Consider the following 25,708-nt stretch of genomic DNA (forward strand, 5'->3'; position numbering starts at 1 on the left):
ACCGGTGGTTCCGGCAGCCGCTTCGTGACCGGTGGCTCCGTAGGGTACGGAACGACGGAGGAGGGCGGGACCTTCCGCCTGCCGGCCCGGGTGTCCCACCCTGGTGGACGCGGGGTGGACCGGGGGGTGGACGGGCGGGGCGCCGGCGGGTCAGCAGCCGTTCAGCACGGACTGCAGCGCGCTCTTCTCGGTGGAGTCGACACTGAGGCCGTAGTAGTGCTTCACGTGTACCCAGGCGCGCGCGTACGTGCAGCGGTAGGCGGTGCGCGGCGGCAGCCACTCGCCCGGATCCTGGTCGCTCTTGGCCTGGTTGACGTTGTCCGTGACCGCGATGAGCTGAGGGCGGGTCAGGTCGTTGGCGAAGGACTCGCGCCGGGCCGTTGTCCAGCCGCTCGCCCCGGAGCGCCACGCCTCGGCGAGCGGGACCATGTGGTCGATGTCCAGGTCGGAGGCGGCTGTCCAGGTGGCGCCGTCGTACTGCGAGTACCAGCTTCCGCTGGTCGCGGCGCAGGCGGAGTCCTGGACGACGTTCGTACCGTCCCGCTTCAGCACCACCTCGCGGGTGTTGCAGGCGCCCGACTGCGTGATCCAGTGCGGGAACTTGTCGCGGCTGTAGCCGGTCGAGGAGCCCTCGGAGGAGACCGTGAGCTCACCCAGATACGTACGGGCGGTCGCGGCGCTGACCGGCGTGGGCATCGCGGCCTGGGCGGTCGGGGCCGTGAGGAGCCCGGTGGTGGCTGCGAGGGCGGCGGAGGCGGCGACGACGGCTATGCGACGCGCGTAGATACCGGACATGCGAACTCCCTTGACGTGGGGGGATGCCGAGCGGACGACCAGCGGCCGGGCCATCGTGTCGGTGCGGGGTTTCCGCCGCGTGGTCGTCAGGTAACAGAGTGGCGACATGCGCACGTCACTTCAAGGGGTAGGGCGATGGCTCTGATGTTCCGTCCGAAGTCTGTCCACGTAGTCGAACTGACGAGCCAGCAGATTCATGCGCACGGAGGAGTCTGCGGTCCCGTGGATGCGGTAAGGAGCCGACCTCGATGATCTCAAAGCCGAACTGGGCGTACTTCCAAGGGAGATGGGGGCGTGGTGTGCGGGCGATTCGGTCTGGCTCGTCTTGCCGGGACCGTGCTGTGTGGGCGGCGCTTGCTGGGCGCCAACTCGGGGGCCCGTGGGGGCGGGGGAGGTCGGCTGGGTGGCGGGGCTGTGCGGAGGGAGGCGGCCCGCCGGGGGAGGTTCGCCCGGCGGATGCGGCCGTCGGCTGTGTGCGCGGGCCCGGGGCGGGTCCGCGCGGTGGGGTTCGTCTTCCTGCCGGGGCATGGGGGGAGGCCTGCGGGTGCCTTCGCCCGCCCGGCGGAGGCGGTCGTCGTGCCGGTCCCGGGTCTGGGTCGGGCCCGGGACCTGAGGGCGGGGTTCCCCTAACTGCGGGGCGCCTTCATGGGCACGTCGCTGAGCGGGGCCCCGCGCGTGGCGGCGGGTGCGGGGCGCCGGGCGGCTGTTGGTACCGGTGGCGCTGACGGCGGTGTGGGCCTCGTGCCGAAGCCCGGGCCGGTGGTGCGGAGGGCGGCTGCGGGGGTCGGTGAAGGCGCCCGGGAGCCGCTACGGGAGAGAGGGCGGGGTGAGCCTCTGGCGGGCGGCGACGTGGAGGCGGAGCGAACCGTCCGCGAGTGCCTCCACCCGGAGCTGCGTGAGGTCGTCGACATGGGCGTCGGGGCAGAGGGCCGCGGCGCGGGGGCCGACGCCCACGATCCGCATGCCGGCCGCCCGGCCCGCCGCGATGCCCGCCTCGGAGTCCTCGAACACGACGCAGTCCGCCGGGTCGAAGCCCAGCTCGGCCGCGCCCTTGAGGAAGCCCTCGGGGTCCGGCTTGCTGGCGCCCACGAGCTCGGCGGTGACCCGTACCGCCGGCACCGGCAGCGCGGCGGCCGCCATCCTGGCCTGGGCGAGCGCCTCGTCGGCCGAGGTCACCAGGGCGTGCGGGAGCGCGGCGATCGCGGCCATGAACGCGGCGGCGCCGCCGATGGGCACGACGCCCTCGGTGTCCGCCGTCTCCTCGGCGAGCATCTCCCGGTTCTCCGCGTAGTTCTGCTCCATCGGACGGTCCGGCAGCAGGGCGGCCATCGTGGCGTACCCCTGGCGCCCGTGGACCACCTTCAGGGCCGCCTCGGGGTCGAGCCCCTGCCGCAGCGCCCACCGGCGCCAGCAGCGTTCCACCACGGCGTCGGAGTTGACGAGGGTGCCGTCCATGTCCAGGAGGAGGGCGCGGGTTTCGAGGACGGTGGCCGACATCGGCAGGCTCCAGAGCGCGGGGGAAGTGCGTAGGGGCACGCGGGTGCGCGCTGGGCGGCACGCGGTGCGGGTCCTGAGAGGGCGGCGCCCTCCGGGAAACAAGCAGCCCCGCCCGCCGGTCAGGGAGAACGGACGGAGGCTACTTTGTTCCATCACGATACAAAAACGGGGGCCGGAACGCCAATCAGGCAGGCAGGTGCCCCCTCCGCCCTTCTCCGAGGGGATGGGCGGAGCCCCTCGGGACGGACCGCGCAGGCTCTTGGCTCGGCCGTTCAGGCCCCGGGAACCGTCCGGTGGAACGGTTCCCGGCCCGGACCGCCCCGTGGGACGGCTGCCCGGATCCCGGAACGGATCTCGCGCGCCCCTCGGGAGTCGGAGGGTCGCTCAGGACCGGCGCCCCGATCCGGTCGTCTGCGCTTCCAGCGCCCGGCGCGTCTCGGGCCCGTAGACGCCCGGCGGATCGCTCCGGACCGAGACCCACCGCTGGAAGTCGGCCACGGCGTCCTCCACCCGGCCCGAGTAGTCGGCGTCGGCGGGCCCCCGGTAGACCCAGATCTCCTGCATGCGGCGCTGGAGCTCGGCCACCTCGGGCCCGCTGTCACCGCGCCGCAGCGTGGGCCCGGCTTCCGGGGCGGGTGGTGTGGGCGTCGAGGCCACGGGGAGCGTCGACGCGGAGGCGGACGCCGACGGCGACGGCGTCCCGGACGCGCTCCCCGAGGGCGAGGCCGACGGGCTCGCCGACGGTGAAGGGGAGGCGGAAGCCGACGCCGAAGCCGACGCCGACGCGGAGGCCGACGGGGACGCGGTGGGCGAGGGCGGGGCCGACGGAGACCCGGACGCGGACGGGCCCGGCCCGTCGCTCGCGTCCGGGATGCTCGTCGTGAGCTCGGGCAGGGCCTCGTCCTCCTGGCCGCCGCCGCCGAACAGGCCGCCCGCGAACGCCGCGGTTCCCACCACCACGGCCACGGCCGCACCCACGCCGACGGCCGCGAACGGCCTGCGGCGGCGGGGCCGGACAGGGTCGGGCCCGGTGCCCGCGTAATCCGCCGCGGTACGCCGGTGGGCGTCGTCCGCGGCGGGGCCGGGCAGCGGTCCCCGCACACCCGCCGCGCCACCGCCGCCCCCCGCGCCACCGCCGCCCGCCGGTACGCCGTCGCCGCCCGGGTTTCCGCCCGAGGAGGCCGCGCCCAGGAAGAGCGGCATCGTCGTGGCCGCGTCAGGCGTGGGGCGGTCCTGCGCGCCGTCGCCCGCCAGTGTCACGTACGGCCTGATCCGCAGCGGATCGAAGTCCTCCGCCGCGGCCGTCTCCGCCGCACGCGCGGCCCGGTACTCCTCACCGCCCGGGCGGTCCGCACGAGCCCCGCAGGCACACCCGGGCCCCGCCCCCGCCTCCGGTCTCGCACGCCGCTCGCCGCCGCACTCCGGGCACATATGTCCGGTCATCGTGGGTTCCCCTCCCCTTTGCACTGCCTGCGATTATGCAGGCCGCCGCGGGGCAGCCCGACGCCCGCACCGCCACTCGGCAGGCCATAACCGGGCACAGCCGCCAGGATGGGGGTGAAGCGGACCCTGAGGAGATGTCCATGGCCCAGCAGCTGAGCCCTCCGCCCCTGGACCCGGGCGAGGGGCGGTCCCGACGGAGTGTCCTGGTGGCCATCAGCGCGCTGCTCCTCGGCATGCTCCTCGCCGCACTCGACCAGACCATCGTGTCCACCGCGCTGCCGACGATCGTCAGTGAACTGGGCGGCCTGGACCACCTGTCCTGGGTGGTGACCGCCTACCTGCTGGCGGCCACCGCGGCGACCCCGCTCTGGGGCAAGCTCGGCGACCAGTACGGCCGCAAGAGGCTCTTCCAGACGGCCATCGTCATCTTCCTCATCGGCTCCGCGCTCTGCGGCGTGGCCCAGAACATGCCGCAGCTCATCATCTTCCGCGCGGTCCAGGGGCTCGGCGGCGGGGGGCTGATGGTCCTGTCGATGGCGATCGTCGGCGACATCGTCAGCCCGCGCGAACGGGGCAAGTACCAGGGGCTGTTCGGCGCGGTGTTCGGCGTGACCAGCGTCCTGGGCCCGCTGCTCGGCGGCCTCTTCACCCAGCACCTCAGCTGGCGCTGGGTCTTCTACATCAACCTGCCGCTCGGCGTCGTCGCCCTGCTCGTGATCGCCGCCGTCCTGCACATCCCGGTCCGCCGCACCCGCCACACCATCGACTACCTCGGCACCTTCCTCATCGCCGCCGTCGCCACCTGTCTCGTCCTCGTCGCCTCGCTGGGCGGCACCACCTGGGCCTGGGGGTCCGTCCGGATCATCGGCCTCGCCGTGCTCGCGGCGGCCCTCCTCGCGGCGTTCGTGGCGGTCGAGCGGCGGGCTGCCGAACCCGTACTGCCGCTGCCCCTGTTCCGGCTGCGTACCTTCAGCCTCGTCGCCGCCATCAGTTTCGTCATCGGCTTCGCGATGTTCGGCGCGATGACCTACCTGCCGACCTTCCTCCAGGTGGTGCACGGCATCACACCGACCCTGTCCGGTGTGCACATGCTCCCCATGGTGTTCGGCCTGCTCATCACGTCGACGGCCTCCGGCCAGATCGTCAGCAGGACGGGCCGCTGGAAGGTCTTCCCGATCGCCGGCACAGCCGTCACCACCATCGGCCTGCTGCTCCTGCACCGGCTCACGGAGACCAGCACCACCTGGGAGATGAGCGTCTGCTTCTTCGTCTTCGGCGCCGGTCTCGGCCTGGTGATGCAGGTCCTCGTGCTGATCGTGCAGAACGCCGTGAGCTACGAGAACCTCGGCGTCGCCACCTCCGGGGCGACCTTCTTCCGGTCCATCGGCGCCTCGTTCGGCGTGGCGGTCTTCGGCACGATCTTCACCAACCGGCTCACCGTCAAGCTCGGCGAGGCCCTCGCCGGCCGGACCCTCCCGCCCGGCGTCGACGCCGGGGCCCTGGCGTCGGACCCCCGGGCCGTCGTCCGGCTCCCGGCGGACCTGCGCACCTCGGTCCTCGGCGCCTACTCCACCGCGATCACCGACGTGTTCCTGTACGCGTCCCCCGTCGTCCTCGTGGCCTTCTTCCTCGCCTGGTTCCTCAAGGAGGACCCGCTGCGCGGTTCGGTGACGGCGCCCGACCCGAGCGAGACCCTGGCGTCCAATCCGGTGCAGCGCTCCTCGTACGACGAGTGCGCCCGCGCCCTGTCCGTACTGGCCACCCGTGAGGGGCGCCGGGACATCTACGAGAAGATCACCGCCCGGGCCGGGTACGACCTGCTGCCCGCGTCCAGCTGGCTGCTGCTGCGCATCAAACGGCACGGCGCCGTGGAACCCGCGCGGCTGGCGGAGGTCGCCCCCGTGCCGCTGAGCGTGATCATGGAAGCGGCCCTCGAGGTGGAGGGGCGCGGTCTCGCCCGGCGCGAGGGAGTGCTGCTCGCGCTCACCGAACGGGGCGCGGAGGCCGTGGTGGAACTCGCGCACGCCCGTGAGGAGTCGCTGGCCGAGCTGCTGGGCGACTGGTGGGGCCCGGACCGGCCCACCGACCTGGTCCGCCTGGTGAGGGAGCTCACCACCGAGGTGAGCGGGTCCAGCAAAGAGCGGCCCCACATGCCCGAACCGCGGCGCGACCACTCGGCCTGATCCCCTGCCACCCTGCCCTGCCACCCCGATCCCCTGGTCCTTGCCCCCGCAGTCCCGGCAGCGCGGCGCCCCGGCACCCCGGCGGAGGCTTCGGCCGCGCCTGCGGCCCGGTGTGAGCACGGGGGAGGCCTGGCGGGCACGACCCCCGGCGCCCGACCCCGGCTCACAGGTCCTTGGCGAACCAGTGCTCCGCGTACGGCCCCCGGTTGAACGCCGGCACCTCCTCGTACCCGTGCTTGGCGTACAGCCCCCGCGCCTCCACCAGGTCGTCGCGGGTGTCGAGCCGCAGGCGCCGTACGCCGAAGGCCCGCGCGGCGCTCTCGGCCGCACCCAGCAGCAGCCCGCCGCCGCCCGTGGCCCGGAACGCGGGACGCACGAACACCCGGGTCAGTTCGGCGGTCGTCCCGTCGACCAGGAGGAGGCCCGCGCAGCTCGCCGGCTTGCCGTCGTAGCGGCCGACGAAGAACTCTCCGGTGGGCGGGGTGAGCTGCTCGACGCCGTCGCCGGCCAGCCCCTCGTCGATCTCCCGCGCGGTGGCGGGCCGTCCCCAGTAGCGGCTCGCCACCTCGTCGTAGTAGTCGCGTCGCAGCAGTGCCGCGTCCGGGGTGTCGAAGCGTTCGGGGGCGACGGTCCACATCATCCGGCCATTCTGGACCCGATCCGATCGCGTGCCGAACGCATGCACGCAGAGGTGCGCGGCGGCAGCCACCAGGGCCGCCCGCCGCAGCCGTGGGCGGCGTCCGGGAGCGCCCGACCCGCTGCGACCGGGCCCCGGCGCGCACCCGGCCGGACACCTGCGCGGGTCACCGGTCTCCGCCCGCCGCCAGGCCGGACGGAGCTGTCGCGCGGGCAGTCCGGCGCCGGAGCGGGGTGACAGCCAGGCGAAGAGGGGGTTGATTGTGTCTACCTCATAGGGCAATGCGAGGCTTCATCCGCACATACCCGGGTCGGAGGGACAGTGCACGGAACGGTGGGAGGGGCGGCGCGGCGTGGCAGATGCGGAGCGCAGTGTGCGGGGGAACGTGGCGACGGACCCGGGGACGAGGGCCGCGGCGGCCCGTGCCGCCCTGTGGGTGCTCGTGGCCGTGCTGGCGGTACGGCAGATGGCGGTGGTGCTGCGGCGGCCGCCCGGCGAACGCCTGACCGACCTGGAGACCTGGACCGGGGACGAGGGCTTCCTGCACGTCGCCGGGTCGCTGTACGACCCCGGCAGGTTCACCGGGTCACCGTTCGCGGGGCTGGTGCTGAAGCCGCTGACGGCCTCGGCCGAGCAGGCGCTGGGCGTCGTGTGGACCTTCGGGTCCCTGCTGCTCGTCGCTGCCCTCGGCTTCGTCGCCGTACGGGCGCTGCCGGAGCCGGTGAGCCGGCGGACGACGTTCCTCGCGGCCCCCGTGGCGATCTTCCTGCTGATGGTGTCGCTGCCCGTGCGCAACACCCTGCACCTGGGCCAGACGAGCATCCTGCCGGTCCTGCTGGTGCTCCTCGCCTGCTTCGTGGCACGCGATGAACGCCTCACGGGTGTGCTGACCGGGATCGCGGCCGCCCTGCAGCCGACGATCCTGCTCTTCGCCGTCCTGCTGTGGCTCATCGGGAGACGCCGGGCCGCGGCGGCCGGCGGAGCGGCCTTCGCCGTCTGCACGGCACTGGCCTGGGCGGCGATGCCGCGCGACTCCTGGGCGTACTGGGTCCACCACCTGGCGGGCGCCGGTCTCGGTGAACGCCCTGACGACCTGGCCAACCAGTCCCTGCACGGGGCGCTGCTCCGCCTCGGGCTCGAAGGCCCGGCCGAGACAGCGCTGTTCCTGGCCCTGGCCGTCACCGTCGCCGTCGTCGGGCTGCGGCGCGCCGTGCGCTACGCGCGGGACGGGCAGCTCCTCCTCGCGGTCGCCGTCACCGGCTGCGTCGCCGTCGCCGTCTCGCCCACCGCCTGGCAGCACCAGTTGCTCTGGGTGCTCCTGGCCGTCGTCGGCCGGGTCGGTACCCGGGCCCCGGACCGGCTGGTCTGGCCGGCCGTCGTGGTGCTCGTGCTCACCCTGCCTGGGAAGATGCTGCTGCCGAACATCGGCGTGCTCCTGCCCGTGCGCGACAACGCGCTGCTCGTCGCGGCCCTCGGCGCGGCCTGCGCGGTGCCGTTCCTGCCGCGTACCTCGCCGTACTGGCAGCGGCCGGTTCCGGCCGACCACGCCCGGCCGGTCGCCTCCCGCTTCGCCTGGGTGCCGCTGCTGCCGTTCTGGCGCCGGGTGCTCAGCCGCCCGAACCTGCTGCTGGAGATCCTGCTCATCAGGGTCGTCTTCTCCGCGTACTCGAAAGTCCGTCTCGCGGCGACCGCCGGCCGCCCCACCGCCGAGGAGCACGGACGGCAGATCCACGCGCTCGAGCAGTGGCTGCACATCGACATCGAGCACTGGGTCAACCACACGGTCGTCGGCATCTCCTGGCTGCGCGGCTTCTTCGACTACTACTACTCGACGTTCCACTTCCTCGTGCCGCTCGCCATTCTCGGCGTGCTGTACGTGCGGCGGCCGACGGACTACCGCTGGGCCCGCACCTCCATCGGCTTCGCCACGATCCTCGCCCTCGTGGGCTTCTGGCTCTACCCGCTGGCCCCGCCGCGGCTCATGCCCGGTCTCGGTTTCATCGACACCGTGTACGGGGTGCAGGACTTCGCGAAGCCGGACTACGGGACCCTGACGACGGTGACCAACCAGTACGCGGCGATGCCCTCGCTGCACTTCGGCTGGTCCCTGTGGTGCGGGGTGGTGATCGTGCTGCTCGCGCCGAAGACGTGGATGAAGGTGCTCGGCCTGCTGCACCCGCTGTTCACCGTCTCCGCCATCGTGGCGACGGGCAACCACTGGGTGCTGGACGCGGTCGGCGGGGCCGTGGTCGTCGGCCTGGGCTTCGCACTGACGTACGTCCTGGCCGGGCCTCGGAGGCTCCAGGTGGTGCTCGTGGCACAGCGGACGGCTCCCCGGGAGGAGCGGCTGGAGCGCGGCGAGCCACGGGGACCCGCCGGGGAGCCAGCCGCCGAACCGGTGGGCAAGGGCTGACATCCGCGCCACGCGCCGGGGCGCCGTGGCGGTTCGCCCCGCCGGGCGCCCCTCCCGCCGGATCGCCGCGCCCGCCACCCGGAGGGCTCAGCCCGGGGAGGGGCCCAGGGCCCAGGCGGCCACGGACAGCGTGACCAGGGACACGACCGTGGACGCCACCACGGCCTCGCGGGCAAGCGTGGTGTCCAGTCCGTACTCACGGGCGTAGAGGAACGCGTTCTGCGCGGTCGGCAGCGCCGAGCACAGGACCACCGCCAGGAGCTGGTGCCCGGGCAGGTCCATGAGGAGCGGGCCGCCGACGGCGTAGGCGAGGGCGGGGTGCACGAGGGTCTTCAGGGTGACCACCACACCCAGCTCCGCACGGCTGCCCGGAGCGGACACGGTCCCCGGCGGGTCCGGGCCCCGGTGCAGCGACAGGCCGAGTGCGATCAGTGCCGTCGGTACGGCGGCGGCGCCCAGCAGGTCGCAGGTACGGCCGAGGGCGGCGGGCAGCCGCAGCCCGGCCGCCGACACGGCCACGCCCAGCAGGGAGGCCAGGATCACGGGGTTGCGGACCGGCATGGTCAGCGCGCGGCGCAGACCCGTCCACCGGTGCGAGCGCCCCCGGTCTGTGCCGGTGTCCAGCAGGGTCAGGACCACCGGGGACATCACCAGCACCTGGAACAGGATGACCTGGGCGACGAACGACGCGTCGCCCAGGACCTGGACGGCGACGGGGATGCCGAGGTTGGCGGAGTTCACATAGCCCGAGGCCATCGATCCGATCGCCCCGTCGGCCGTCCTGCGGCCGAAGAAGCGCCGGACCACCAGCAGCCCCAGACCGGAGACGAGGACCGATCCGGCGCCGAACGCGAGCAGCGACGGATTGACGAAGGAACGCAGGTCCGCCCGCGAGACCATCATGAACAGGGCCGCGGGCATGGCCACGTGGAAGACCAGCCGGCCGAGCACCGCCTCCGCCTGCTCCCCCAGCAGCCGCCCGCGCCCGCTCGCGTAACCGACGGCGGTCAGCGTCCAGATGGGCGCGAAGGCGGAGAGCAGGGCGTGCATGCGCCCCATGATCCCCACGCCCCGGGGTCTCCGGCGGGCCGGGTACCCGGCCCGGGTGCCCCGTGACCGGTCGGGGTGTCAACGGGCCCGGGACGCCTCCGAGGTGGCCCCGGGCGCCTCCGAGGTGGCCGTGGGGGCCTCGAAGGTGGCCCGGGCGTCGAAAGCCGCGCGGCGGGTGGCCCGCCGCAGCGCCCTCAGCAGGGTGGGGGCGACGGCGAACGTCAGGGCCACGGTGAGGACGGCACGGCCCAGGTCCCAGCCGAGCGAGGTGGTCGCGCAGTACGCCAGGAAGCGGACGAGGTTCTCGTGCAGCGGGGCACCCGCCACGAAGGAGATCCCGGAGCCCTGCCCCGGCACGAGCGTCCAGCCGTAGAGGTTCATCACCGTGCCGTACGCGAACGCCGCCACGAAGCCGTACGCCCCGAGCATCAGCAGTTCGCCCCGGCCGCGCAGCCGCTCCGCGCCGGGGAGCAGCCCGGCGCCCATGGTGAACCAGCCCATGGACAGCATCTGGAACGGCATCCAGGGGCCCACGCCGCCCGTCAGGAGCGCCGACGCCGACATCGTCACCGCGCCGAGCACGAAGCCGAAACCGGGCCCCAGGACCCGGCCGCTGAGGACCATCAGGAAGAACATCGGCTCCAGACCGGCCGTTCCCGCGCCCAGCGGGCGCAGTGCGGCGCCGACCGCGGCGAGGACGCCCAGCATGGCCACGGCCTTCGCGTCCAGGCCCGAGTCCGCGATCGTCGCGACGACGACCCCGACGAGGAGAACGAGGAGCACGGCGAACAGCCACGGTGCGTCCTGGGCGTGATCGCGGCCGAAGTCGGCGTCGGCCAGGAGCGGCCAGCCGAAGGAGAGCACACCGACCACGCCGACCAGGACGAGCGCGGCGACGGCCCGGGGGCCGAGGCGCACGGGCCGGGCGCTCACGCGGGCACCTCCAGGGCGTCGCGTACCTGTCCCACGGTCAGCCACCCCTGCGGTGCGAGGATCTTCGCCGTCTGCGGGGCGAACGCGGGGGAGGAGACCACGACCTGGCGGGTCGGGCCGTCGGCGACGACCTCCCCGTCGGCGAGGATGACCACCCGGTGGGCCAGTTCCGCCGCCAGTTCCACGTCGTGCGTGGCCAGGACGATGGCACGGCCCTCGGCCGCCAGCCGGCGCAGTACGCCGACGAGCCTGGCCTTCGCCGCGTAGTCGAGGCCGCGCGTCGGCTCGTCCAGCAGGAGCAGCGGGGGCCGCGCGGTGAGCACCACGGCGAGGGCGAGCGCGAGCCGCTGGCCCTCGGAGAGGTCGCGGGGGTGGGTGCCGTCCGGCACGCCGGGGAGCAGTTCGCCGACCAGGGTCCGGCACCTGCCCGCCGGGGCGCCCGCGTCGGCGTCGGCCGCCGCGCACTCGGCGGCGACCGTCTCCGCGTACAGCAGGTCGCGGGGTTCCTGCGGTACGAGCCCGACCCGGCGCACCATGGCGCGCGGCGGCGTACGCGACGGCTGCAGGCCGCCGACCAGGACGGAGCCCGTGGCCGGCTCGATCATCCCGACGAGAGCCGTCAGCAGGGTGGACTTGCCCGCCCCGTTACGGCCCATCAGGGCCATGATCTCGCCCGGCGCGACGGACAGCGTCACCCCGCGCAGTGCCTCCACCCGCCCGCGCCGCACCCCGAGCCCCTCGGTCCGGGCCACGGCGCCGTCCGCAGGCAACGGCTCGGCCGCGGCCGGACGACGGCCGAGGAGCCGGCCGAGCAGTCCGGGGCGGGCGGGCGCGGGAGCGGGGAGCGGGACGGGGGCGCCCGCCGACGGCTCCCGGGCGGGCGGCTCGGTCCCGGCCAGGCGTGCGCGGAGGTCTCCCGCCCGGCGCCGGGCGTCCCGTACCGACAGCGGGAGGGGGTCCCAGCCCGCCAGGCGGCCCAGGGCCACCACCGGGGGGCGGACGGGCGAGAGCGCCATGACGTCCGCCGGCGCCCCCACCACCGGGGCGGCGCCCGGCGACGGGAGCAGGAGGACCTGGTCGGCGTACTGCACCACCCGCTCCAGCCGGTGCTCGGCCATGAGCACGGTGGTGCCCAGGTCGTGCACCAGCCGCTGGAGGACCGCCAGCACGTCCTCGGCCGCGGCCGGGTCCAGGGCGGACGTCGGCTCGTCGAGGACCAGGACCTTGGGGTGCGGGGTGAGGACCGAGCCGATCGCGACGCGTTGCTGCTGGCCACCGGAGAGCGTGGAGATGGGGCGGTCGCGCAGCCCGGCCAGGCCCAGCAGGTCCAGCGTCTCCTCGACGCGCCGCCGCATCACGTCGGGGGCGAGGCCCAGTGACTCCATGCCGTAGGCCAGTTCGTCCTCGACGGTGTCCGTGACGAAATGGGAGAGCGGGTCCTGGCCCACCGTGCCGACGAGATCGGCGAGTTCGCGCGGTCTGTGGAGGCGGGTGTCCCGGCCGTCGACCGTGACCCTGCCGGTCAGCAGGCCGCCGGTGAAGTGCGGCACGAGGCCGGAGACGGCGTTCAGCAGCGTCGACTTGCCGACTCCGGAGGGGCCGACGACGAGGACGAGTTCGCCCTCGGGAATCGTCAGGTCCACCCCGGACAGGGTGGGGCGGGCGGCACCCTCGTACCGCACGGAGACCTGTTCGAACCGGATCACGTGGTCTCCTCGGAAGCGGAAGCGGAAGCGGAAGCGGAAGCGGAAGCGGAAGCCGAAGTGGAAGGCAGGGGAGCAGGGGAGGCGGGTACCGGTGCCACCGCTGCGGGCAGCAGCCCGAGCAGCACCGCGGCGGCCGGCCAGAGCGGCAGCACGGGCGCGGTCAGCGGCACCACACCGGGGTGCAGGGCCCCCGGGTCGGCGCCGGCCGCCCGGATCATCACCGCCGCGACGGCCACCCCCGAGCCCGCGACCAGCCAGGCGCGCACCCCCCACCGGTCGGGACGGTAGCGGGTACGGACCGAGCGGCGGCCGCCGAGCCGGAGCCCGGCCAGGGCCGCGGCCAGGCCCGCCAGCAGTAGCGGCAGCCCGTACACCGCCCCACGCGCCGCCAGCAGACCGTACGTCCCCACACACACGCCCAGCAGGCCGCCGAGCGTCAGGACGGCCGTGGTGTGCCGGACGGCGGGCGGGACCGGGGCCGTGCGCCCGTACCCCCGGGCGTCCATCGAGGCCGCCACCGCGACCGACCGCTCCAGCGCGCCCTCGATCACCGGCAGGCCGATCCGGAGCACCGCACCGATACCGCCGGTCGGACGGCCGCGCAGCCGGCGGGCCGTCCGCAGCCGCAGTACGTCGGCGACCAGATGGGGGGCGAACGTCATCGCGACGACGACCGCGACCCCCGCCTCGTACAGGGCGCCGGGCAGCGACTTCAGCAGCCGGGCCGGGTCGGCCAGCGAGTTCGCCGCTCCGACGCAGATGAGCAGCGTGGCCAGTTTCGCCCCGTCGTACAGCGCGAAGACCACCTGCTCGGCGGTGACCCGGCCGCCGATCCGGATCCCCTGCGCCCAGCCGGGCAGCGGCAGTTCGGGGAGCGTGAGCAGGAGGTGCGTCCCCGGGAGCGGGGAGCCGAGGACGACGGAGAAGACCAGGCGCACACCGACGACGAACAGCCCCAGCTTGACGAACGCCCCGTACGAACGAGCCCACGGCGCGTCCGTGCGGCGCGCCGCCACCACATAGCCGGCCACGCCCACCAGCAGGCCGAGCAGCAGCGGGTTGGCCGTCCGGGAGGCGGCGGTGGCGAGGCCGAGTGCCCACAGCCACCAGGCCCCGGCGGGCAGTGCGTTGGTCCGGGTGGCCTCGGGCGCGCGCAGCGCACGGTGGAGCCGGGCCGCGCCGACGGAGCGGGTCATCGGCGGCGGCGGGCCCGCACCACTGCGGCGACGCCGAGGAGGAGCACCGCGCCGATCCCGGTCAGCACGCCGGCCGACGGGCCGACGCCCTCGTCACCGGACTGCTGCGGGGAGGCGGAACCCCGGTCGGACGCGGAATCCCCGGGAGCGGGGGTCCCGGGGGCGACGGCGGACCCGCCGGACCCGGTGTCGCCCGCCACCTGCTCGCCGCAGCCCGCTTCGGGATAGCCGGATATCGCGCAGAGCATCGCCGAGCTGTCGTACCGCAGCGGCTTCGCCACCGCGGCCAGCGCCTCGGCCGTACTCGCCTGCGGCGCCACCTGCGCGCAGGCCGTGCGCGGCGCGGGCGGGCGCTCGCCGTCAGGGGCGTCGGCAGCGGTGCCGGCGTCGATGACCAGTGCGATCCGCTTGAGGCCGTCCTTCGCCGGGGTGCCCGCGCAGATCTCCCCGAAGGCCGGGGCGTGCCGCGGGCGGGCGGCGTCCTCGGAGTCCTGGCTCACGGAGAAGCGGAAGCCCTGCACCGCCCCGTCGTCCGGCCGGACCAGGGACGGGCCCTGCGTGGCGTACGTCCAGCCCCGGCCGCCGTCGCCGTCCCAGAACGACCAGTAGCGGTACCCGGCCGCCTGCGCGTCCCCGGCCCCCAGCCCCGTCAGGAGGGCGGCGCCCAGGACGGTGCCCAGGACCGCCGCACCCGGTGGACGCCTCACAGCTGCTGGTTCTTCCGGCGCCCGCTGAGCAGGAAGCCGATGCCCGCGCCGAAGGCCAGACCGATGCCGACGAGCCACCACACGCCCAGCCCGCCGTCGTCGCTGGTGGTGTCCTTCGGCTTCTGCTCGGTCGCGGTCGGCGAGGGCACGGCGGTGGCGGCCGGCGCGGGGCCCGTCGCGTTCAGCTGCCGGACGAGGTCCACCCCGCCGAAGTCGCGGGCGTCGTTGCCCGTCGCGTGGGCGGCGAGCACCAGTTGGGCGGTGGCGGCCGGGCCGCCCGCCGCGGCCCAGGTCTTCGCGTTCTTCCGCAGATACGCGACGGCCCCGGCCGCCTTGTCCTTGTGGCCGGACGCCGCCAGCGCGACGACCGCGTCGGCGGTGTTGCCGAAGTCCGGCTGCGGCGCGGTGTCCTCGGCGCCCGGCATCGGCGGCAGGTCCAGGTGCCCCGTCGCGACGAGGGCGCCCGCGAGGTAGGAGGCGCCGTTCTGCGCGGACTGCTCGGCGGTGAGGTCGCCACCCTTCACACAGGTGGGGGCCTTCACCGCGTTGGAGTTCCCGGCGGCCATGCCCTTGCCCATCGCGCCGAGCACGGCGGCCGCCGTGGCGTCCGCGTTGGCGGTGAGCTTGCCGTCCTTGTCCGGCTGGTACGCGAACGCGCCGCCGTCCTTCCCCCCGCAGGGCAGGGCGAACGTCTGCAGCGCGGTGTACGGGGTCCTGCCGTCCTCGGTGGTGACCTCGGCGACCGGTACGCCGGCGCGGGCCAGCGCCCCGATCACGACGGCGGTGGAGTTGGCGTCGCTCGCACCGCCCGGGTTGTAGCTCCAGCCGCCGTCCTCGTTCTGCACGGACTTCAGCCAGCTGACCGCGTTGGCGACGGTCTCACCGCGCCCGCCCAGCTCGACCAGCGCCTGCACGGCGGCGGCGGTGGCGTTCGTGTCGGCGACCGTCTTCGCGTCGCAGGGGACGGACGCGTCGCGGTACGAGGGGAAGGCCCCGCTGTCGCACTGCTGGCCCACGAGCCAGTCCACCGACGTCGCTGCGGGGGTGACGAGTTCGATCTTCTGCGCGAGGAAGGCGAGCGACTGGCGCCACACGCCGTCGTACGTCGGGTCCGCGGTGCCGTACAGGCCGGGCGGGAGGGCCGCCGGGGAGGACGGGGGCGGGCTCGGCGCGGCGACGGCCGCGGGGGCGGCGGCCGCGGCTGAGAGCACGGCGGTGATCGCGAGCGCTGCCGCGCGGCGGCGTACGGTCATGGCGGGCTGGGCCTCTCCTGCGAGGACCGGGCACGGGCACACGGATGCACCGGGCTCCGGCCCCGTATACCTCGACGGTGCCGGCCGCCGGGGCTCCGGCGGCACGAGCCGGTCACGCTCACGTACGGGGCATTCCGGCTCGTCACTTTCGCGGTGACTCACGGCTGCGGGCCAGCGCCGGATTCGCACCGGCTTCCCCCCGTACGGGCATGATGACGACCCGCCCACTGTACCGGGGTGGTCAGGGCCCTCCCGTGGCGGACGGGACGTCGGACCGACGGGAGGGCTTCCCAGCAGGTCAGAGCCCGTGCGAGACTCCGGCGGGGAGCACACGGGCATCCGTCCGTGGAGAGGGACGAGCCGGGCGGAAAGCAACCTGTGCGCAGAAGTGGGACGGCGGCCGCGACCGCCGTGGCGAGTGTGTTCGTGACGGTGACCACGGTGGCGGGGTGCGACCTCGCCGGCGGGAGCGGGGCCGCGCGGGGGCCCTCGCCGTCGCCCTCGGCGCCGTACACCAGGGAGACGGCGGCCGCGGAGATAGCCTCGCTCACCGCGGCCTCGGGACTTCCCGCCGGTGACACGTCCACAGCGGGCGCGCCGAGGGGTTCGTGGCGTGCGTGCGTCGCCCCGTGGACGGCGCAGGCTCCGGCCGCGGACGCGACCGAGGCGTTCGAGGCGACGGTGAAGAGGCTGCGGCAGCACGACTGGGAGATCGTCTCCAGTCACGCGGAGCGGGACGTCACCTTCCGCACCCTCGTCAAGCGGAACTGGAAGGTGTACGCCCGGCACTACGCACCGCCGGGCCCGGGCGGGGAGCAGACCGTGGCCTTCACCGCCGTGGAGGACGGCTGCGCGCTGCCCGGGCCCCTGCGGAGCGCCTACACGGAGCCTGCCTGACAGCCCGAGTCGGCGATCACGAAGTATCCCGCCGGTGACTCCCGGAGTGTGTGGGTGACGAACACGTTGTACAGGCCCATGTTCTGCCCGGACCCGTTCGCGTAGACGTAACCGCCCGAGGTACGGGCCCGCCCCGCCGTCACGTGCGCGTAGTTCGTCGCGGTGAAGCACGCGGCGGGGGCCGTCCCGCCCGACGTCGTCGCGGTCACGGCGGGGGAGAGGGACCCGGTCGTGCCGGAGGAGTCCACCGCCGCGACGGTGTAGCGGTGGGAGGTCCCCGCACCGAGCCCGGTGTCGGTGAACGCCGTGGAGGCCGTGGACGTCACCTTCGTACCGTCGCGGTAGACGCTGTACGAGGCCGCCTGCCCGACCGCGTTCCACGCCAGCGAGACGCTGCTCGACGTGACTCCGGTGACCGCCAGACCGGAGGGGGCGGGCAGCCCGCCGCCCGGGGCGCCCCGGTCCAGGCCCCAGAACACGCCCGTGTGGTAGGTCGAGCAGATGGTGTCCAGGAAGTACGCGGCCGTCGAACCGCACTGTCCCGTACCCGATCCCGGGTCGACCGGCAGGCCGTGGCCCATGCCGGAGACCATGTACGTCTCCACCGCGGACCGGCCGGAGGCGTCGTCGTAGACGCTCCGCGTGGTGTTGCCGGGCAGGCTGCTGGTGCTGGACGGGGTCTGCCCGATGCCCCAGACATCGGTCCACTGGTCGCGCAGGGCCGCGGCGTTGGCCGGGTGGACGGTGTAGTCGGAGGTGCCCTGCCAGATCGCGACCCGGGGCCAGGGGCCGGTCCACCCCGGATAGGAGCTCCGCACCTTGTCGCCCCACTGGGACGGCGACAGCTTCTGCGGACCGGTCTGGCAGCCCGAGGCGGCGGCCTGGCTGGTGGCGCACTGGGCCGGCAGCCCGGAGGCCACCGACCCGCCCGCGAACACGTCCGGATAGGCGGCGAGGAGGTCGGCGGTCATCCCGCCGCCCGCCGACAGCCCGGTGACGAACACGCGGCGGCCGTCGGAGCCGTACGTCCGCTTCGCGTACTCGACCATCTGCACGACGGACGCCGCCTCGCCCCTGCCGCGGGTGTCCTCGGCCGGGTCGAACCAGCTGAAGCACGACAGGGAGTTGTTCGCCGACGTCGTCTGCGGGAAGACGACGTCGAAGCCCCACAGGTCGGCGTACGTGGCCCAGCCGGAGTTCGTGTAGTACGCGTCGGCCGTCTGGGTGCAGCCGTGCAGCGCCACGACGAGGGGCGCGCCCGCCGGCAGGCCGTCGGGGGTGTACGCGAACATCTGCAGATTGCCCGGGTTCGTGCCGAAGCCCGTCACCTGCTGCAGACCGGTGGCGGCCGGGGCCGCCTGGGCGGCGGTGGCGGTGACGGGATTCGCGGCGAGCAGGGCGAGCAGGCCGCAGACGGCTGCGGAGGCGACGCGCCGGAACAGGCGTCGCAGGATCGGTGGGCGCACGGTGGGGCCTCCCTCGTCGGACGTGCGTAACTGCTGCCGGAACCTATGAGTCCGGGCAGGAGCCGCCCATGTGCCAGGGGGACATCCAGCGCGAGCCGCTGTGTGCGGCGCTCCTCTTGCGCCCTCCCCGGGGCCCCGGCCGCGCGCGGGGCCCGCCGGGCGCCACCATGTACGCCGCCACCATCCCGAGGCCACCGGGTGTGTGCACCGGCCCCGTGTGATGCGGGCGGTGACGTCCTTACGGTGACGCCCATGCAGACTTCCGGGACCCCCCAGCACGAACCACTCGCCCCCTCCGCCCTCGCCGGACGCACCGCCCTGGTCACCGGGGCGGCGAGCGGCATCGGCCTGGCCTGCGCCGAGGCGCTGGCCGCCGCCGGCGCCCATGTGCACGTGGTGGACAAGGCGGGTGACGCCGCCAGGAGCCTGGCCGAACGGATCGGCGGAACCGCGTGGGTGGCCGACCTCTCCGTAGCCGAAGCGGTCGACGCGCTGCCCTGCGACGCGGACATCGTGGTCAACAACGCCGGGCTGCAGCACGTGGCTCCCGTGCACGAATTCCCCCCGGACCGCTTCGCGCTGATCCACCGCGTCATGGTGGAAGCACCGTTCCGCGTCTTGCGCCGCACCCTGCCGGGCATGTACGAACGCGGCTGGGGCCGCGTCGTCAACATCTCGTCCGTGCACGGGCTGCGCGCGAGCCCCTACAAGTCGGCCTACGTCTCGGCCAAGCACGCACTGGAGGGGCTCAGCAAAGTGGTCGCACTCGAAGCGGCACCGCACGGGGTGACGAGCAACTGCGTCAGCCCCGGCTACGTCCGCACCCCCCTGGTCGAGAACCAGATCGCCGACCAGGCCCGCAGCCACGGCATCTCCGAGCAGGAGGTGGTGGGCCGGGTGCTGCTGGAACGCAGCGCCGTCAAGTCGCTGATCGAGCCCGGCGACGTCGCCGGGGCCGTCCTGTGGCTGTGCGGCCCGGGCGCGGCCCACATCACCGGAAGTTCCGTCGTGATGGACGGCGGCTGGACCGCCCACTGACCTCCCCGCCCGCCCCCGGAAGAAATCGCTGGCCGCCCATGCCCCCACCGCCCCCGTCCGCCGCGCCCCTGCTGGCCCGCCTCCTCGACCTGCTCGCCGACGACGCCCCCGCCGAGGACCTGGGGGCCGTCACCTCGGAGGCCAGGGCCGCCGGCGTGCCCGCTGCCGAACTGGCCGAGGTGGAGAGGGCGGCCGCCACCGCCCTGCGGATCAGGGGCGCCCTGCGCCAGCACCGGCGCAGGGAACTCCAGCTCACCGCCCTCTTCGACACGGCCGGCGACCTGGCGGCCTCCCGGGACCTGGACGACGTGCTGAAGGCGATCGTGCGGCGGGCCAGGATGCTGCTGGGCACGGACACCGCCTACCTCACCCTCCCCGACGAGGAGGCCGGGGACACCTACATGCGGGTGACCGACGGCTCGGTGTCCGTCCTGTTCCAGCGGCTGCGGCTCGAACTGGGCGAGGGGCTCGGCGGACTGGTGGCGCAGACCGCCAGCCCGTACGCGACCCCCGACTACCGCACCGACGAACGCTTCCACCACACCCGCAACATCAACGCCGGGGTGCTCGACGAGGGTCTCGTCGCCATCCTGGGCGTCCCGCTGCTCCTCGGCTCCAGCCGGGGCGGCACCGGGAAGGTCATCGGCGTCCTCTTCGCCGCCGACCGCGCCGCACGCGTCTTCAGCCCCGACGAGGTGGCCCTGCTCTGCTCGCTCGCCGCGCACGCCGCGATCGCGATCGACACCGCCCGGGCCCTGGACGACACCCGGAGCGCCCTCGCGGAACTCGCCGGGGCCAACGCGGAACTCGCCGAGGCCAACGCCGCCGTACGCGCCCACTCCGCCGCGATGCAGCGCGCCGAGGAGGCCCACGACCGGCTCACCGACCTGGTGCTGCGCGGCGGCGACGTGAAGGACGTCGCCGTGTCCGTCGCAGGGCTGCTCGACAGCCCCCTGACCATCCACGACCCGGGCGGCCGCCCGCTGGCCGCCGTACGGCCCGACGGCTCCGGGTTCGCCGCCGACAGCATGGACGCCGGCTGGCTGGCCGGGACCGCCGAGGAGTCCCGGCACGGGGCCCGCGCCGTCCACCGTGACGGCCGCTGGATCTGCGCGGTGCTCGCCGGCCAGGAACTCCTCGCCAGCCTGGTCCTGCACAGGCCGGACCGGCTGGACGACTCCGACCGGCGGCTCTTCGAGCGCGCCGCCGTGGTGACCGGTCTGCTCCTGCTGCTGCGCCGCACGGTCGCCGAGACGGAGAACCGGATCCGCGGCGAGCTCATCGGCGACCTGCTCGGCGACCCGGAACGCGATCCGGCCGGGCTGGCCGAGCGGGGCCGCCGGCTGGGCATCGACCTGGACCGGCCGCACCTGCTGCTGGTGGCGGAGGCGGCGGCCCGGGAGAAGCTCGGCGGCGCCGCCCTGCGCTACCTGTTCGGCGGGGACATCCGCGGGGTGAGCGCCGAACACGCGGGCACCGTCGTGCTGCTGATCGACTGCGACGGCCGCTCCCCGGTGCCCGCCACCGCGGCGGGGGACGCGGCGCGCGCGGCGGCCGTCCAGCTGGGCCACCTCGTCCAGGCTCCCGTCACCGTCGCCGGTACGGGGCCGGCGGGCGGGGTGCGCGAGCTCGCCACGGCCTACGCGGAGGCCGCCCGCTGCCTGCGCGCCATGCGCGTGCTGGGACGGGAGGGCCAGGGGGCCTGTGTACGGGAACTCGGCTTCCTGGGGGTCGTGCTGGGCAACGCCAAGGACGTGGACGGCTTCGTGGACGCCGTGCTGGGGCCGCTGCTGCGTTACGACGAACGGCGTGGCACGCACCTCGTACGGACGCTGCGGGCGTACTTCGGGGCGGGGGGCAGCCTGATACGGGCCAAGGACGAACTGCACGTGCACGTGAACACGGTGGTGCAGCGCCTGGACCGGATCCAGGTGCTGCTGGGCCGCGACTGGAACGAACCCGACCGCGCCCTGGAGCTGCAACTGGCGCTCCGCCTGCACCTGTTGTCCGCGGGCCCGGAGGGCGGCCGGGAGGAAGGCCGGGAGGGCGGCCGGGTGAGCTGAGCCCGGCCGCCCGCTCCCGTCAGTGAGCCGTCGCCCGCAGCACCGCGCGGGCGACCTCGCCGGCCCCCTTGTCGCCCGTCAGCACCGTGTAGTGGTTGACGTCCTCCACGCACACCGCCCGGACCGCGGTGCCGGGCAGGCCGGCCGCTGCCAGCCGGGACTCGTCGTACAGGCCCTGCTCCTCGTTCATCAGGCCCCGCCGGGCCCACAGCAGCTCCGTCCCCTCGGGGAGTCCGCGCACCGCCGAGAGCACCTCCGTGCCGAACAGGCCGACTCCGTCCGTCCGGACCGCCTCCAGCCGGCAGCCGGAACGCAGCGCGGGCTCCTCACCCGTCAGGTCACGCTGGATGTAGGCGTCCACCTCGGCCGACCAGGCGTCACCCCCGAACGCCGGGTGGGCCCGCCAGAACGAGCGGTATGCGTTCCGGTCGGCGAACGTCATCGACAGCCGGTCCATCGCCGGGCCGATCACGGCCGTCAGCAGTTCGTCCGCCGACAGGTGCGTGGGCGCCGGGAAGCCGAACCCGCCGTCCACCAGCACCGGCGGCGCGAAGCGTCCCGGATGCCGTACGGCGGCGAGCGCCGCCACGAAGGCCCCCATCGAGTGGCCCGCCAGCACCACCCGTTTCCGGCCGAGCGCCCCTGCGAGCGCGGCCGCGTCGTCCGCGTGGGCGGCGATGCCGTACGGGCCGGGCAGCGCCGCGCTGGCGGCCCGTCCGCGCAGGTCCGGGGCGACCAGGGTGACCCGGCCGTCCAGCATGCGGGCCACCGGGCCCCAGGAGAGCGCGTTGGCGGTGATGCCGTGCAGGGCCACGGCCACGGGGGCGTCCGGATCGGCGGCGGGCCAGCGCAGCGCGGCCAGTTCGCCACCGGCGACGGGGACGCGTATCTCCTCGTACGGGGTCATCGGTTCTCCTCACGGGGCCGGCGCAGGCGGGACGGCAGGCGGGCCAGGCCGCCGGGCAGCAGGTGTACCACGGCGACGAACAGCACACCGAGCAGGAACAGCGGCTGGGAGAGCGGCACCCGCAGGACGGCCGGCAGGCCGGCGACCGCACCCGACCCGGCGAGGTCGCCGAGCCGGTGGTCGGCCCAGGTGTACAGGATGCCGCCCACCAGGGGGCCCCAGCGGGTGCCGGAGCCGCCCAGCACCACCATGACCAGCAGGGACAGGGTGAAGTCCGAGGTCGTCGTCTGGGGGGTGGAGCCGCCGGTGAGGAGCAGGTGGACCAGCCCGCCCACCGCCGCCAGCGCGCCGGCCAGGACGAAGGCCGTCAGTTTGAAGCCGTACGGTTTCAGGCCGAGCACCTCGACCCGGCGTTCGTTCTCCTTGATGCCCTCCCAGACCCGGCCGGTGGGGGAGCGGACCGCCCACCGGACGACGCCGAGGGTGAGGACGAGGTAGGCCAGGGCGATCCAGTACAGGTTCGCGGTGTGGTCGATGCCGACCAGCCAGGACGGCAGCGCCTCCGCGGGCGCCGCCCTGCCCTCCTCGCCGCCGGTCCACCCGCCCGGGTTGCGGGAGACCAGGATGGAGCCGGCCTGGGCGAAGGCGAGCGTCACCATGGAGAAGCCGATGCCGGTGACCCGCAGGCTCACCGACCCCAGCACCAGGGCCAGTACGGTCCCGGAGCACAGCCCGAGGACGGCGGCGACGGCGAACGGCAGGCCCGCCTCCAGGAGGAACATGTTCGTCGCGTAGCTGCCCGCCGCGAAGTACAGGGCGTGCCCGAAGGAGAGCAGCCCCGTCCGGCCCAGCAGCAGGTCGTACCCGGTGGCCAGGGCTCCGAACAGCAGGCAGGTGGCGAGGAGTTGCAGACTCCCCGGACTGCCGACCGGTCCGTCCAGGAGACCGGGCAGGGGAAGGGCGCTGTACGGCGCGACGGCCAGCAGCAGGAGGGCGGGGGCGGGCCACCAGCGCAGCAGCCGCGCCCCGGTGCCCGGCGTGGGGGCCGCCGTGGCGGCGGGTGTGCCGTCCGTGCGGCCGGGTGTCCGAGTGGCGGTGCTCACGCGAGCCTCCCTGTCAGTCCGCGCGGCCGGACGAGCAGCAGCACGGCGAGCAGGACGACGACGGCCAGGTCGCCGAGGCCCGCTGCGGTGTAGTAGTTGGCGAACTGCTGGACCAGGCCGATGACGACGGCCGCGACCGCGGCGCCGGTCACCGAGCCCATGCCGCCGGTGACCACGACGACGAACGCGAAGATCAGCAGCGAGGTGCCCTGCCGGGGGTCGACCGAGCCGAAGTAGAGCCCGCCGAGTGCCCCGCCCAGGGCGGCGGCGCAGCCGCCGATCGCGAAGACGAGCGTGAACGCCCTGCGGACGTCGATGCCGAGCGCCGTCACCATCGCCCGGTCCTCCACGCCGGCCCGGACGACCAGCCCGTGCCGGGTCCGGCCGAGGAAGAGGCGCAACGCCAGGAGGACGACGGCCGCCGCGGCGATCAGGACGAGCCGGTTGACGGGCACGTCGGCGCCGAGCAGCCCGAAGGTGCCGGAGAGGGCCTCGGGCCCGGGGAACGTCCGGGCGTCCGAGCCCCAGACGCCCGACAGCAGGGCGGGCACCGCGAGCCCCACACCCACGGTGGCGAGCACCTGCTCGCGGGGCCGTGTGTAGAGGGGGCGTACGACGGCCAGTTCCAGCACCACGGCGGCCAGCGTGCCCACCGCCGTTCCGAACAGGACCGCGAGGGCGAAGCCCCAGCCGCCGGGTCCGGCGCCGGGCAGATTCCCGGACGCCGCCCACCAGGTGCCGTACGCGCCGACGGAGAGCAGTGCCCCGTGCGCGAAGTTGAGCACGTCCATCAGCCCGAAGATCAGGGACAGTCCGGACGCGATGAGGAAGTAGAGCGCCCCCAGACCGAGACCGGTCATGGTGAGCAGCACGATGGTGGACATCAGGAATCCGCCTCCGCGGTGTGTGGGGCGAGGTGACCCTGGCCCACGCCGAGCAGCCCGCGGGTCGCCTCCGCGTCGTCCAGCAGCGCGCCCGCCGGGCCCTGGTGGGCGGTGCGGCCGTCGGCGAGCACCACGCAGTGCGCGGCGAGCCGGCGTACGACGGCGAGGTTCTGCTCGACGAGGAGCACGGGGACGGCCTCGGCGGCGCGTTCGAGGACCTGGGCGACCTCGGTGACGACCCTGGGGGCCAGGCCCTTGGTGGGCTCGTCGGCGATGATCAGCCGGTTGCTGTTCAGCAGGGTGCGGCCGATGGCCACCATCTGCTGCTGACCGCCGGAAAGTGTTCCCGCCAACTGCCGTGCGCGCTGGTTCAGTTCGGGGAAGAGCTCATGGACCAGGGCGTAGTCGGGCGGGCCCGCGCCGGGGCGTTCGGCCAGCCGCAGGTTCTCCGCCACCGTCAGGCCCGCGAAGATCCCGCGGTCCTCGGGGGCGTAGCCGATGCCGCGCCGGACCAGGGCGTGGGTGGGCAGCGTCACCGTCTCCGCGCCGTCGAGCCGTACGCTGCCGGCGCGCGGGACGAGCCCGAGGACGCCGCGTACGGTCGTGGTCTTGCCGGCCCCGTTGCGGCCGAGCAGCGCCGTCACACCGTGCGGGGCGACGTCCAGGTCCACACCGTGCAGGATGTGCCGGCCGCCGATGAGGACGCGCAGGTCCCGTACGGCGAGCAGGGGGTGCGGCGGGGTCACAGTCCCTCCCCGAGGTAGGCCTGCTGGACGACGGGGTCGGCGGTCACCGCTTCGGGGGTGTCCAGGGCGAGCAGCCGGCCGTGGTGCATCACGGCGAGCCGGTCGGCGAGGCCCAGCAGGACGTCCATGTGGTGCTCGACCATGAGGACCGTGCGGCCCTCGTCGCGGTGCAGGGTGCGGATCAGTTCGGTGACCGCGGGGACCTCCTCGGCGCTCACCCCGGCCATCGGCTCGTCCAGCAGCATCACCCGGGGCTCCGTGACCAGGAGCACCGCGAGTTCCAGCTTGCGTTTCTCGCCGTGGGAGAGCTCCGCGGCCCGGGCCCCGGCCCGGTGGCCGAGCCCGGTGCGCTCCAGCACCCCGTTCACCTCGGCGGTGTACGGGGCGGCGCGCCGCCACAGGCGGTACGAGCCGCCGCCGCCCGCCTGCGCGGCCAGCCGGACGTGTTCGGCCACGGTCATGTCCGGCCAGAGGCTGGACGTCTGGAACGTCCGGCCGATCCCGAGCCGGGCGCGGGTGTGCACGGGCAGGGCCGTCAGGTCCGTGCCGTCCAGGGCGAGGGTGCCCTCGGTGGCCGGGACGATCCCGCTGATCAGGTTGAACAGGGACGTCTTACCCGCCCCGTTGGGCCCGATGAAGGCAAGGAACTCGCCCTCGCGCACGCTCAGGGTGACGTCCCGCAGGATGGTCGCCCCGCCGACGCGCCAGCCGAGCCCGTCGAGCCGCAGCACGGGTGCGCCCGTCCGCGCCCCCTCGCCCCGCGTGGTGGTGGTGCCGGATGTGCTCACCGG

Annotated in this window: 21 protein-coding genes and 1 riboswitch; of the genes, 5 read left to right on the forward strand and 16 right to left on the reverse strand. The window is 74.6% G+C overall.

Annotated elements, in window-relative coordinates:
- Nucleotides 1-150: 150 nt before the first annotated feature.
- The 3 genes from ACH4VO_RS18575 to ACH4VO_RS18585 all read right to left on the reverse strand — a co-directional run bounded on the left by ACH4VO_RS18575 (nt 151) and on the right by ACH4VO_RS18585 (nt 3,735).
- Nucleotides 151-795 carry an HNH endonuclease family protein gene (locus tag ACH4VO_RS18575; RefSeq protein WP_069172630.1) on the reverse strand — a complete coding sequence of 215 codons (645 nt, stop codon included), beginning with the start codon at nt 793-795 and terminating at the stop codon, nt 151-153.
- A gap of 807 nt (nt 796-1,602) precedes the next feature.
- Complete coding sequence (locus ACH4VO_RS18580; RefSeq protein WP_360989798.1) at nt 1,603-2,292, reverse strand: HAD-IA family hydrolase; 690 nt, start codon at nt 2,290-2,292, stop codon at nt 1,603-1,605.
- A gap of 384 nt (nt 2,293-2,676) precedes the next feature.
- Complete coding sequence (locus ACH4VO_RS18585; RefSeq protein ID WP_360989801.1) at nt 2,677-3,735, reverse strand: peptidoglycan-binding domain-containing protein; 1,059 nt, start codon at nt 3,733-3,735, stop codon at nt 2,677-2,679.
- Nucleotides 3,736-3,875: 140 nt separating this feature from the next.
- Here ACH4VO_RS18585 and ACH4VO_RS18590 point away from each other — a divergent pair, with 140 nt between their 5' ends.
- Complete coding sequence (locus ACH4VO_RS18590) at nt 3,876-5,918, forward strand: MFS transporter (RefSeq protein WP_360989804.1); 2,043 nt, start codon at nt 3,876-3,878, stop codon at nt 5,916-5,918.
- Nucleotides 5,919-6,081: 163 nt separating this feature from the next.
- Here the strand turns inward: ACH4VO_RS18590 and ACH4VO_RS18595 are convergent, their stop codons facing one another.
- Nucleotides 6,082-6,558 (reverse strand): GNAT family N-acetyltransferase, encoded by a 477-nt coding sequence (locus ACH4VO_RS18595; RefSeq protein ID WP_360989806.1) that lies wholly within the window; start codon nt 6,556-6,558, stop codon nt 6,082-6,084.
- Nucleotides 6,559-6,907: 349 nt separating this feature from the next.
- Here ACH4VO_RS18595 and ACH4VO_RS18600 point away from each other — a divergent pair, with 349 nt between their 5' ends.
- The gene (locus tag ACH4VO_RS18600; protein ID WP_360989809.1) at nt 6,908-8,968 is read left to right on the forward strand and encodes a bifunctional glycosyltransferase 87/phosphatase PAP2 family protein; all 2,061 of its coding nucleotides are present in this window, start codon (nt 6,908-6,910) and stop codon (nt 8,966-8,968) included.
- A gap of 87 nt (nt 8,969-9,055) precedes the next feature.
- Here the strand turns inward: ACH4VO_RS18600 and ACH4VO_RS18605 are convergent, their stop codons facing one another.
- The 6 genes from ACH4VO_RS18605 to ACH4VO_RS18630 all read right to left on the reverse strand — a co-directional run bounded on the left by ACH4VO_RS18605 (nt 9,056) and on the right by ACH4VO_RS18630 (nt 15,813).
- Complete coding sequence (locus tag ACH4VO_RS18605) at nt 9,056-10,018, reverse strand: AEC family transporter (RefSeq protein WP_360989812.1); 963 nt, start codon at nt 10,016-10,018, stop codon at nt 9,056-9,058.
- A gap of 78 nt (nt 10,019-10,096) precedes the next feature.
- Entirely contained in the window at nt 10,097-10,951 is an 855-nt protein-coding gene (locus tag ACH4VO_RS18610) for an ECF transporter S component (RefSeq protein WP_360989814.1), read from the reverse strand.
- A complete protein-coding gene (locus tag ACH4VO_RS18615; protein WP_360989817.1) occupies nt 10,948-12,657 on the reverse strand; it encodes an ATP-binding cassette domain-containing protein in 1,710 nt (569 codons plus the stop codon). The genes ACH4VO_RS18610 and ACH4VO_RS18615 overlap by 4 nt, the downstream gene beginning before the upstream one ends.
- The gene (locus tag ACH4VO_RS18620) at nt 12,654-13,853 is read right to left on the reverse strand and encodes an energy-coupling factor transporter transmembrane protein EcfT (protein ID WP_360989819.1); all 1,200 of its coding nucleotides are present in this window, start codon (nt 13,851-13,853) and stop codon (nt 12,654-12,656) included. Before ACH4VO_RS18620 ends, ACH4VO_RS18615 begins: the two co-directional genes overlap by 4 nt.
- A complete protein-coding gene (locus tag ACH4VO_RS18625; protein WP_360989822.1) occupies nt 13,850-14,560 on the reverse strand; it encodes an SCO2322 family protein in 711 nt (236 codons plus the stop codon). The genes ACH4VO_RS18620 and ACH4VO_RS18625 overlap by 4 nt, the downstream gene beginning before the upstream one ends.
- Nucleotides 14,557-15,813 (reverse strand): prenyltransferase/squalene oxidase repeat-containing protein, encoded by a 1,257-nt coding sequence (locus tag ACH4VO_RS18630; RefSeq protein WP_360989825.1) that lies wholly within the window; start codon nt 15,811-15,813, stop codon nt 14,557-14,559. The genes ACH4VO_RS18625 and ACH4VO_RS18630 overlap by 4 nt, the downstream gene beginning before the upstream one ends.
- A 127-nt stretch (nt 15,814-15,940) precedes the next feature.
- Nucleotides 15,941-16,012: riboswitch (cobalamin riboswitch) on the reverse strand.
- Between the two features lie 179 nt (nt 16,013-16,191).
- On the opposite strand from ACH4VO_RS18630, the gene ACH4VO_RS18635 reads away from it, so the two are divergent.
- On the forward strand, nt 16,192-16,710 hold the full coding sequence (locus ACH4VO_RS18635) for a hypothetical protein (RefSeq protein ID WP_360989827.1): 519 nt from the start codon (nt 16,192-16,194) through the stop codon (nt 16,708-16,710).
- On the opposite strand, the gene ACH4VO_RS18640 is transcribed toward ACH4VO_RS18635, so the two are convergent.
- Nucleotides 16,692-18,176 (reverse strand): PHB depolymerase family esterase, encoded by a 1,485-nt coding sequence (locus ACH4VO_RS18640; RefSeq protein WP_360989830.1) that lies wholly within the window; start codon nt 18,174-18,176, stop codon nt 16,692-16,694. The genes ACH4VO_RS18635 and ACH4VO_RS18640 overlap by 19 nt on opposite strands.
- A 252-nt stretch (nt 18,177-18,428) precedes the next feature.
- Here ACH4VO_RS18640 and ACH4VO_RS18645 point away from each other — a divergent pair, with 252 nt between their 5' ends.
- Together ACH4VO_RS18645 and ACH4VO_RS18650 are read left to right on the forward strand one after the other, a co-directional pair.
- Nucleotides 18,429-19,214, forward strand: coding sequence for a 3-hydroxybutyrate dehydrogenase (locus tag ACH4VO_RS18645; RefSeq protein ID WP_360989833.1), 786 nt, complete (start codon nt 18,429-18,431; stop codon nt 19,212-19,214).
- A gap of 38 nt (nt 19,215-19,252) precedes the next feature.
- Complete coding sequence (locus tag ACH4VO_RS18650; protein ID WP_360989835.1) at nt 19,253-21,277, forward strand: GAF domain-containing protein; 2,025 nt, start codon at nt 19,253-19,255, stop codon at nt 21,275-21,277.
- Nucleotides 21,278-21,296: 19 nt separating this feature from the next.
- Here ACH4VO_RS18650 and ACH4VO_RS18655 read toward each other — a convergent pair whose 3' ends face one another.
- From ACH4VO_RS18655 to ACH4VO_RS18675, 5 genes are read right to left on the reverse strand one after another with little or no spacing between them, the layout of a single operon-like run.
- Nucleotides 21,297-22,184 carry an alpha/beta hydrolase gene (locus tag ACH4VO_RS18655; RefSeq protein WP_360989838.1) on the reverse strand — a complete coding sequence of 296 codons (888 nt, stop codon included), beginning with the start codon at nt 22,182-22,184 and terminating at the stop codon, nt 21,297-21,299.
- Entirely contained in the window at nt 22,181-23,287 is a 1,107-nt protein-coding gene (locus ACH4VO_RS18660; protein ID WP_360989841.1) for a branched-chain amino acid ABC transporter permease, read from the reverse strand. Before ACH4VO_RS18660 ends, ACH4VO_RS18655 begins: the two co-directional genes overlap by 4 nt.
- On the reverse strand, nt 23,284-24,171 hold the full coding sequence (locus ACH4VO_RS18665) for a branched-chain amino acid ABC transporter permease (protein WP_360989843.1): 888 nt from the start codon (nt 24,169-24,171) through the stop codon (nt 23,284-23,286). The genes ACH4VO_RS18660 and ACH4VO_RS18665 overlap by 4 nt, the downstream gene beginning before the upstream one ends.
- Nucleotides 24,171-24,917, reverse strand: a complete 747-nt coding sequence (locus tag ACH4VO_RS18670) for an ABC transporter ATP-binding protein (protein ID WP_360989846.1) — start codon at nt 24,915-24,917, stop codon at nt 24,171-24,173. Before ACH4VO_RS18670 ends, ACH4VO_RS18665 begins: the two co-directional genes overlap by 1 nt.
- Nucleotides 24,914-25,705: an ABC transporter ATP-binding protein gene (locus ACH4VO_RS18675; protein WP_360989848.1), complete on the reverse strand. Its 792-nt coding sequence runs from the start codon at nt 25,703-25,705 to the stop codon at nt 24,914-24,916. Before ACH4VO_RS18675 ends, ACH4VO_RS18670 begins: the two co-directional genes overlap by 4 nt.
- Nucleotides 25,706-25,708: the final 3 nt, after the last annotated feature.

The organism is Streptomyces sp. NPDC020780 (assembly GCF_044334475.1).
Taxonomy (GTDB): Bacteria; Actinomycetota; Actinomycetes; order Streptomycetales; family Streptomycetaceae; genus Streptomyces.

Bases quoted from the DNA above. Each gene is read 5' to 3' on its own strand.
- ACH4VO_RS18575 (WP_069172630.1), bottom strand. From the start codon at position 795: ATGTCCGGTATCTACGCGCGTCGCATAGCCGTCGTCGCCGCCTCCGCC.
- ACH4VO_RS18580 (WP_360989798.1), bottom strand. From the start codon at position 2,292: ATGTCGGCCACCGTCCTCGAAACCCGCGCCCTCCTCCTGGACATGGAC.
- ACH4VO_RS18585 (WP_360989801.1), bottom strand. From the start codon at position 3,735: ATGACCGGACATATGTGCCCGGAGTGCGGCGGCGAGCGGCGTGCGAGA.
- ACH4VO_RS18590 (WP_360989804.1), top strand. From the start codon at position 3,876: ATGGCCCAGCAGCTGAGCCCTCCGCCCCTGGACCCGGGCGAGGGGCGG.
- ACH4VO_RS18595 (WP_360989806.1), bottom strand. From the start codon at position 6,558: ATGATGTGGACCGTCGCCCCCGAACGCTTCGACACCCCGGACGCGGCA.
- ACH4VO_RS18605 (WP_360989812.1), bottom strand. From the start codon at position 10,018: ATGCACGCCCTGCTCTCCGCCTTCGCGCCCATCTGGACGCTGACCGCC.
- ACH4VO_RS18620 (WP_360989819.1), bottom strand. From the start codon at position 13,853: ATGACCCGCTCCGTCGGCGCGGCCCGGCTCCACCGTGCGCTGCGCGCG.
- ACH4VO_RS18630 (WP_360989825.1), bottom strand. From the start codon at position 15,813: ATGACCGTACGCCGCCGCGCGGCAGCGCTCGCGATCACCGCCGTGCTC.
- ACH4VO_RS18645 (WP_360989833.1), top strand. From the start codon at position 18,429: ATGCAGACTTCCGGGACCCCCCAGCACGAACCACTCGCCCCCTCCGCC.
- ACH4VO_RS18650 (WP_360989835.1), top strand. From the start codon at position 19,253: ATGCCCCCACCGCCCCCGTCCGCCGCGCCCCTGCTGGCCCGCCTCCTC.
- ACH4VO_RS18655 (WP_360989838.1), bottom strand. From the start codon at position 22,184: ATGACCCCGTACGAGGAGATACGCGTCCCCGTCGCCGGTGGCGAACTG.
- ACH4VO_RS18665 (WP_360989843.1), bottom strand. From the start codon at position 24,171: ATGTCCACCATCGTGCTGCTCACCATGACCGGTCTCGGTCTGGGGGCG.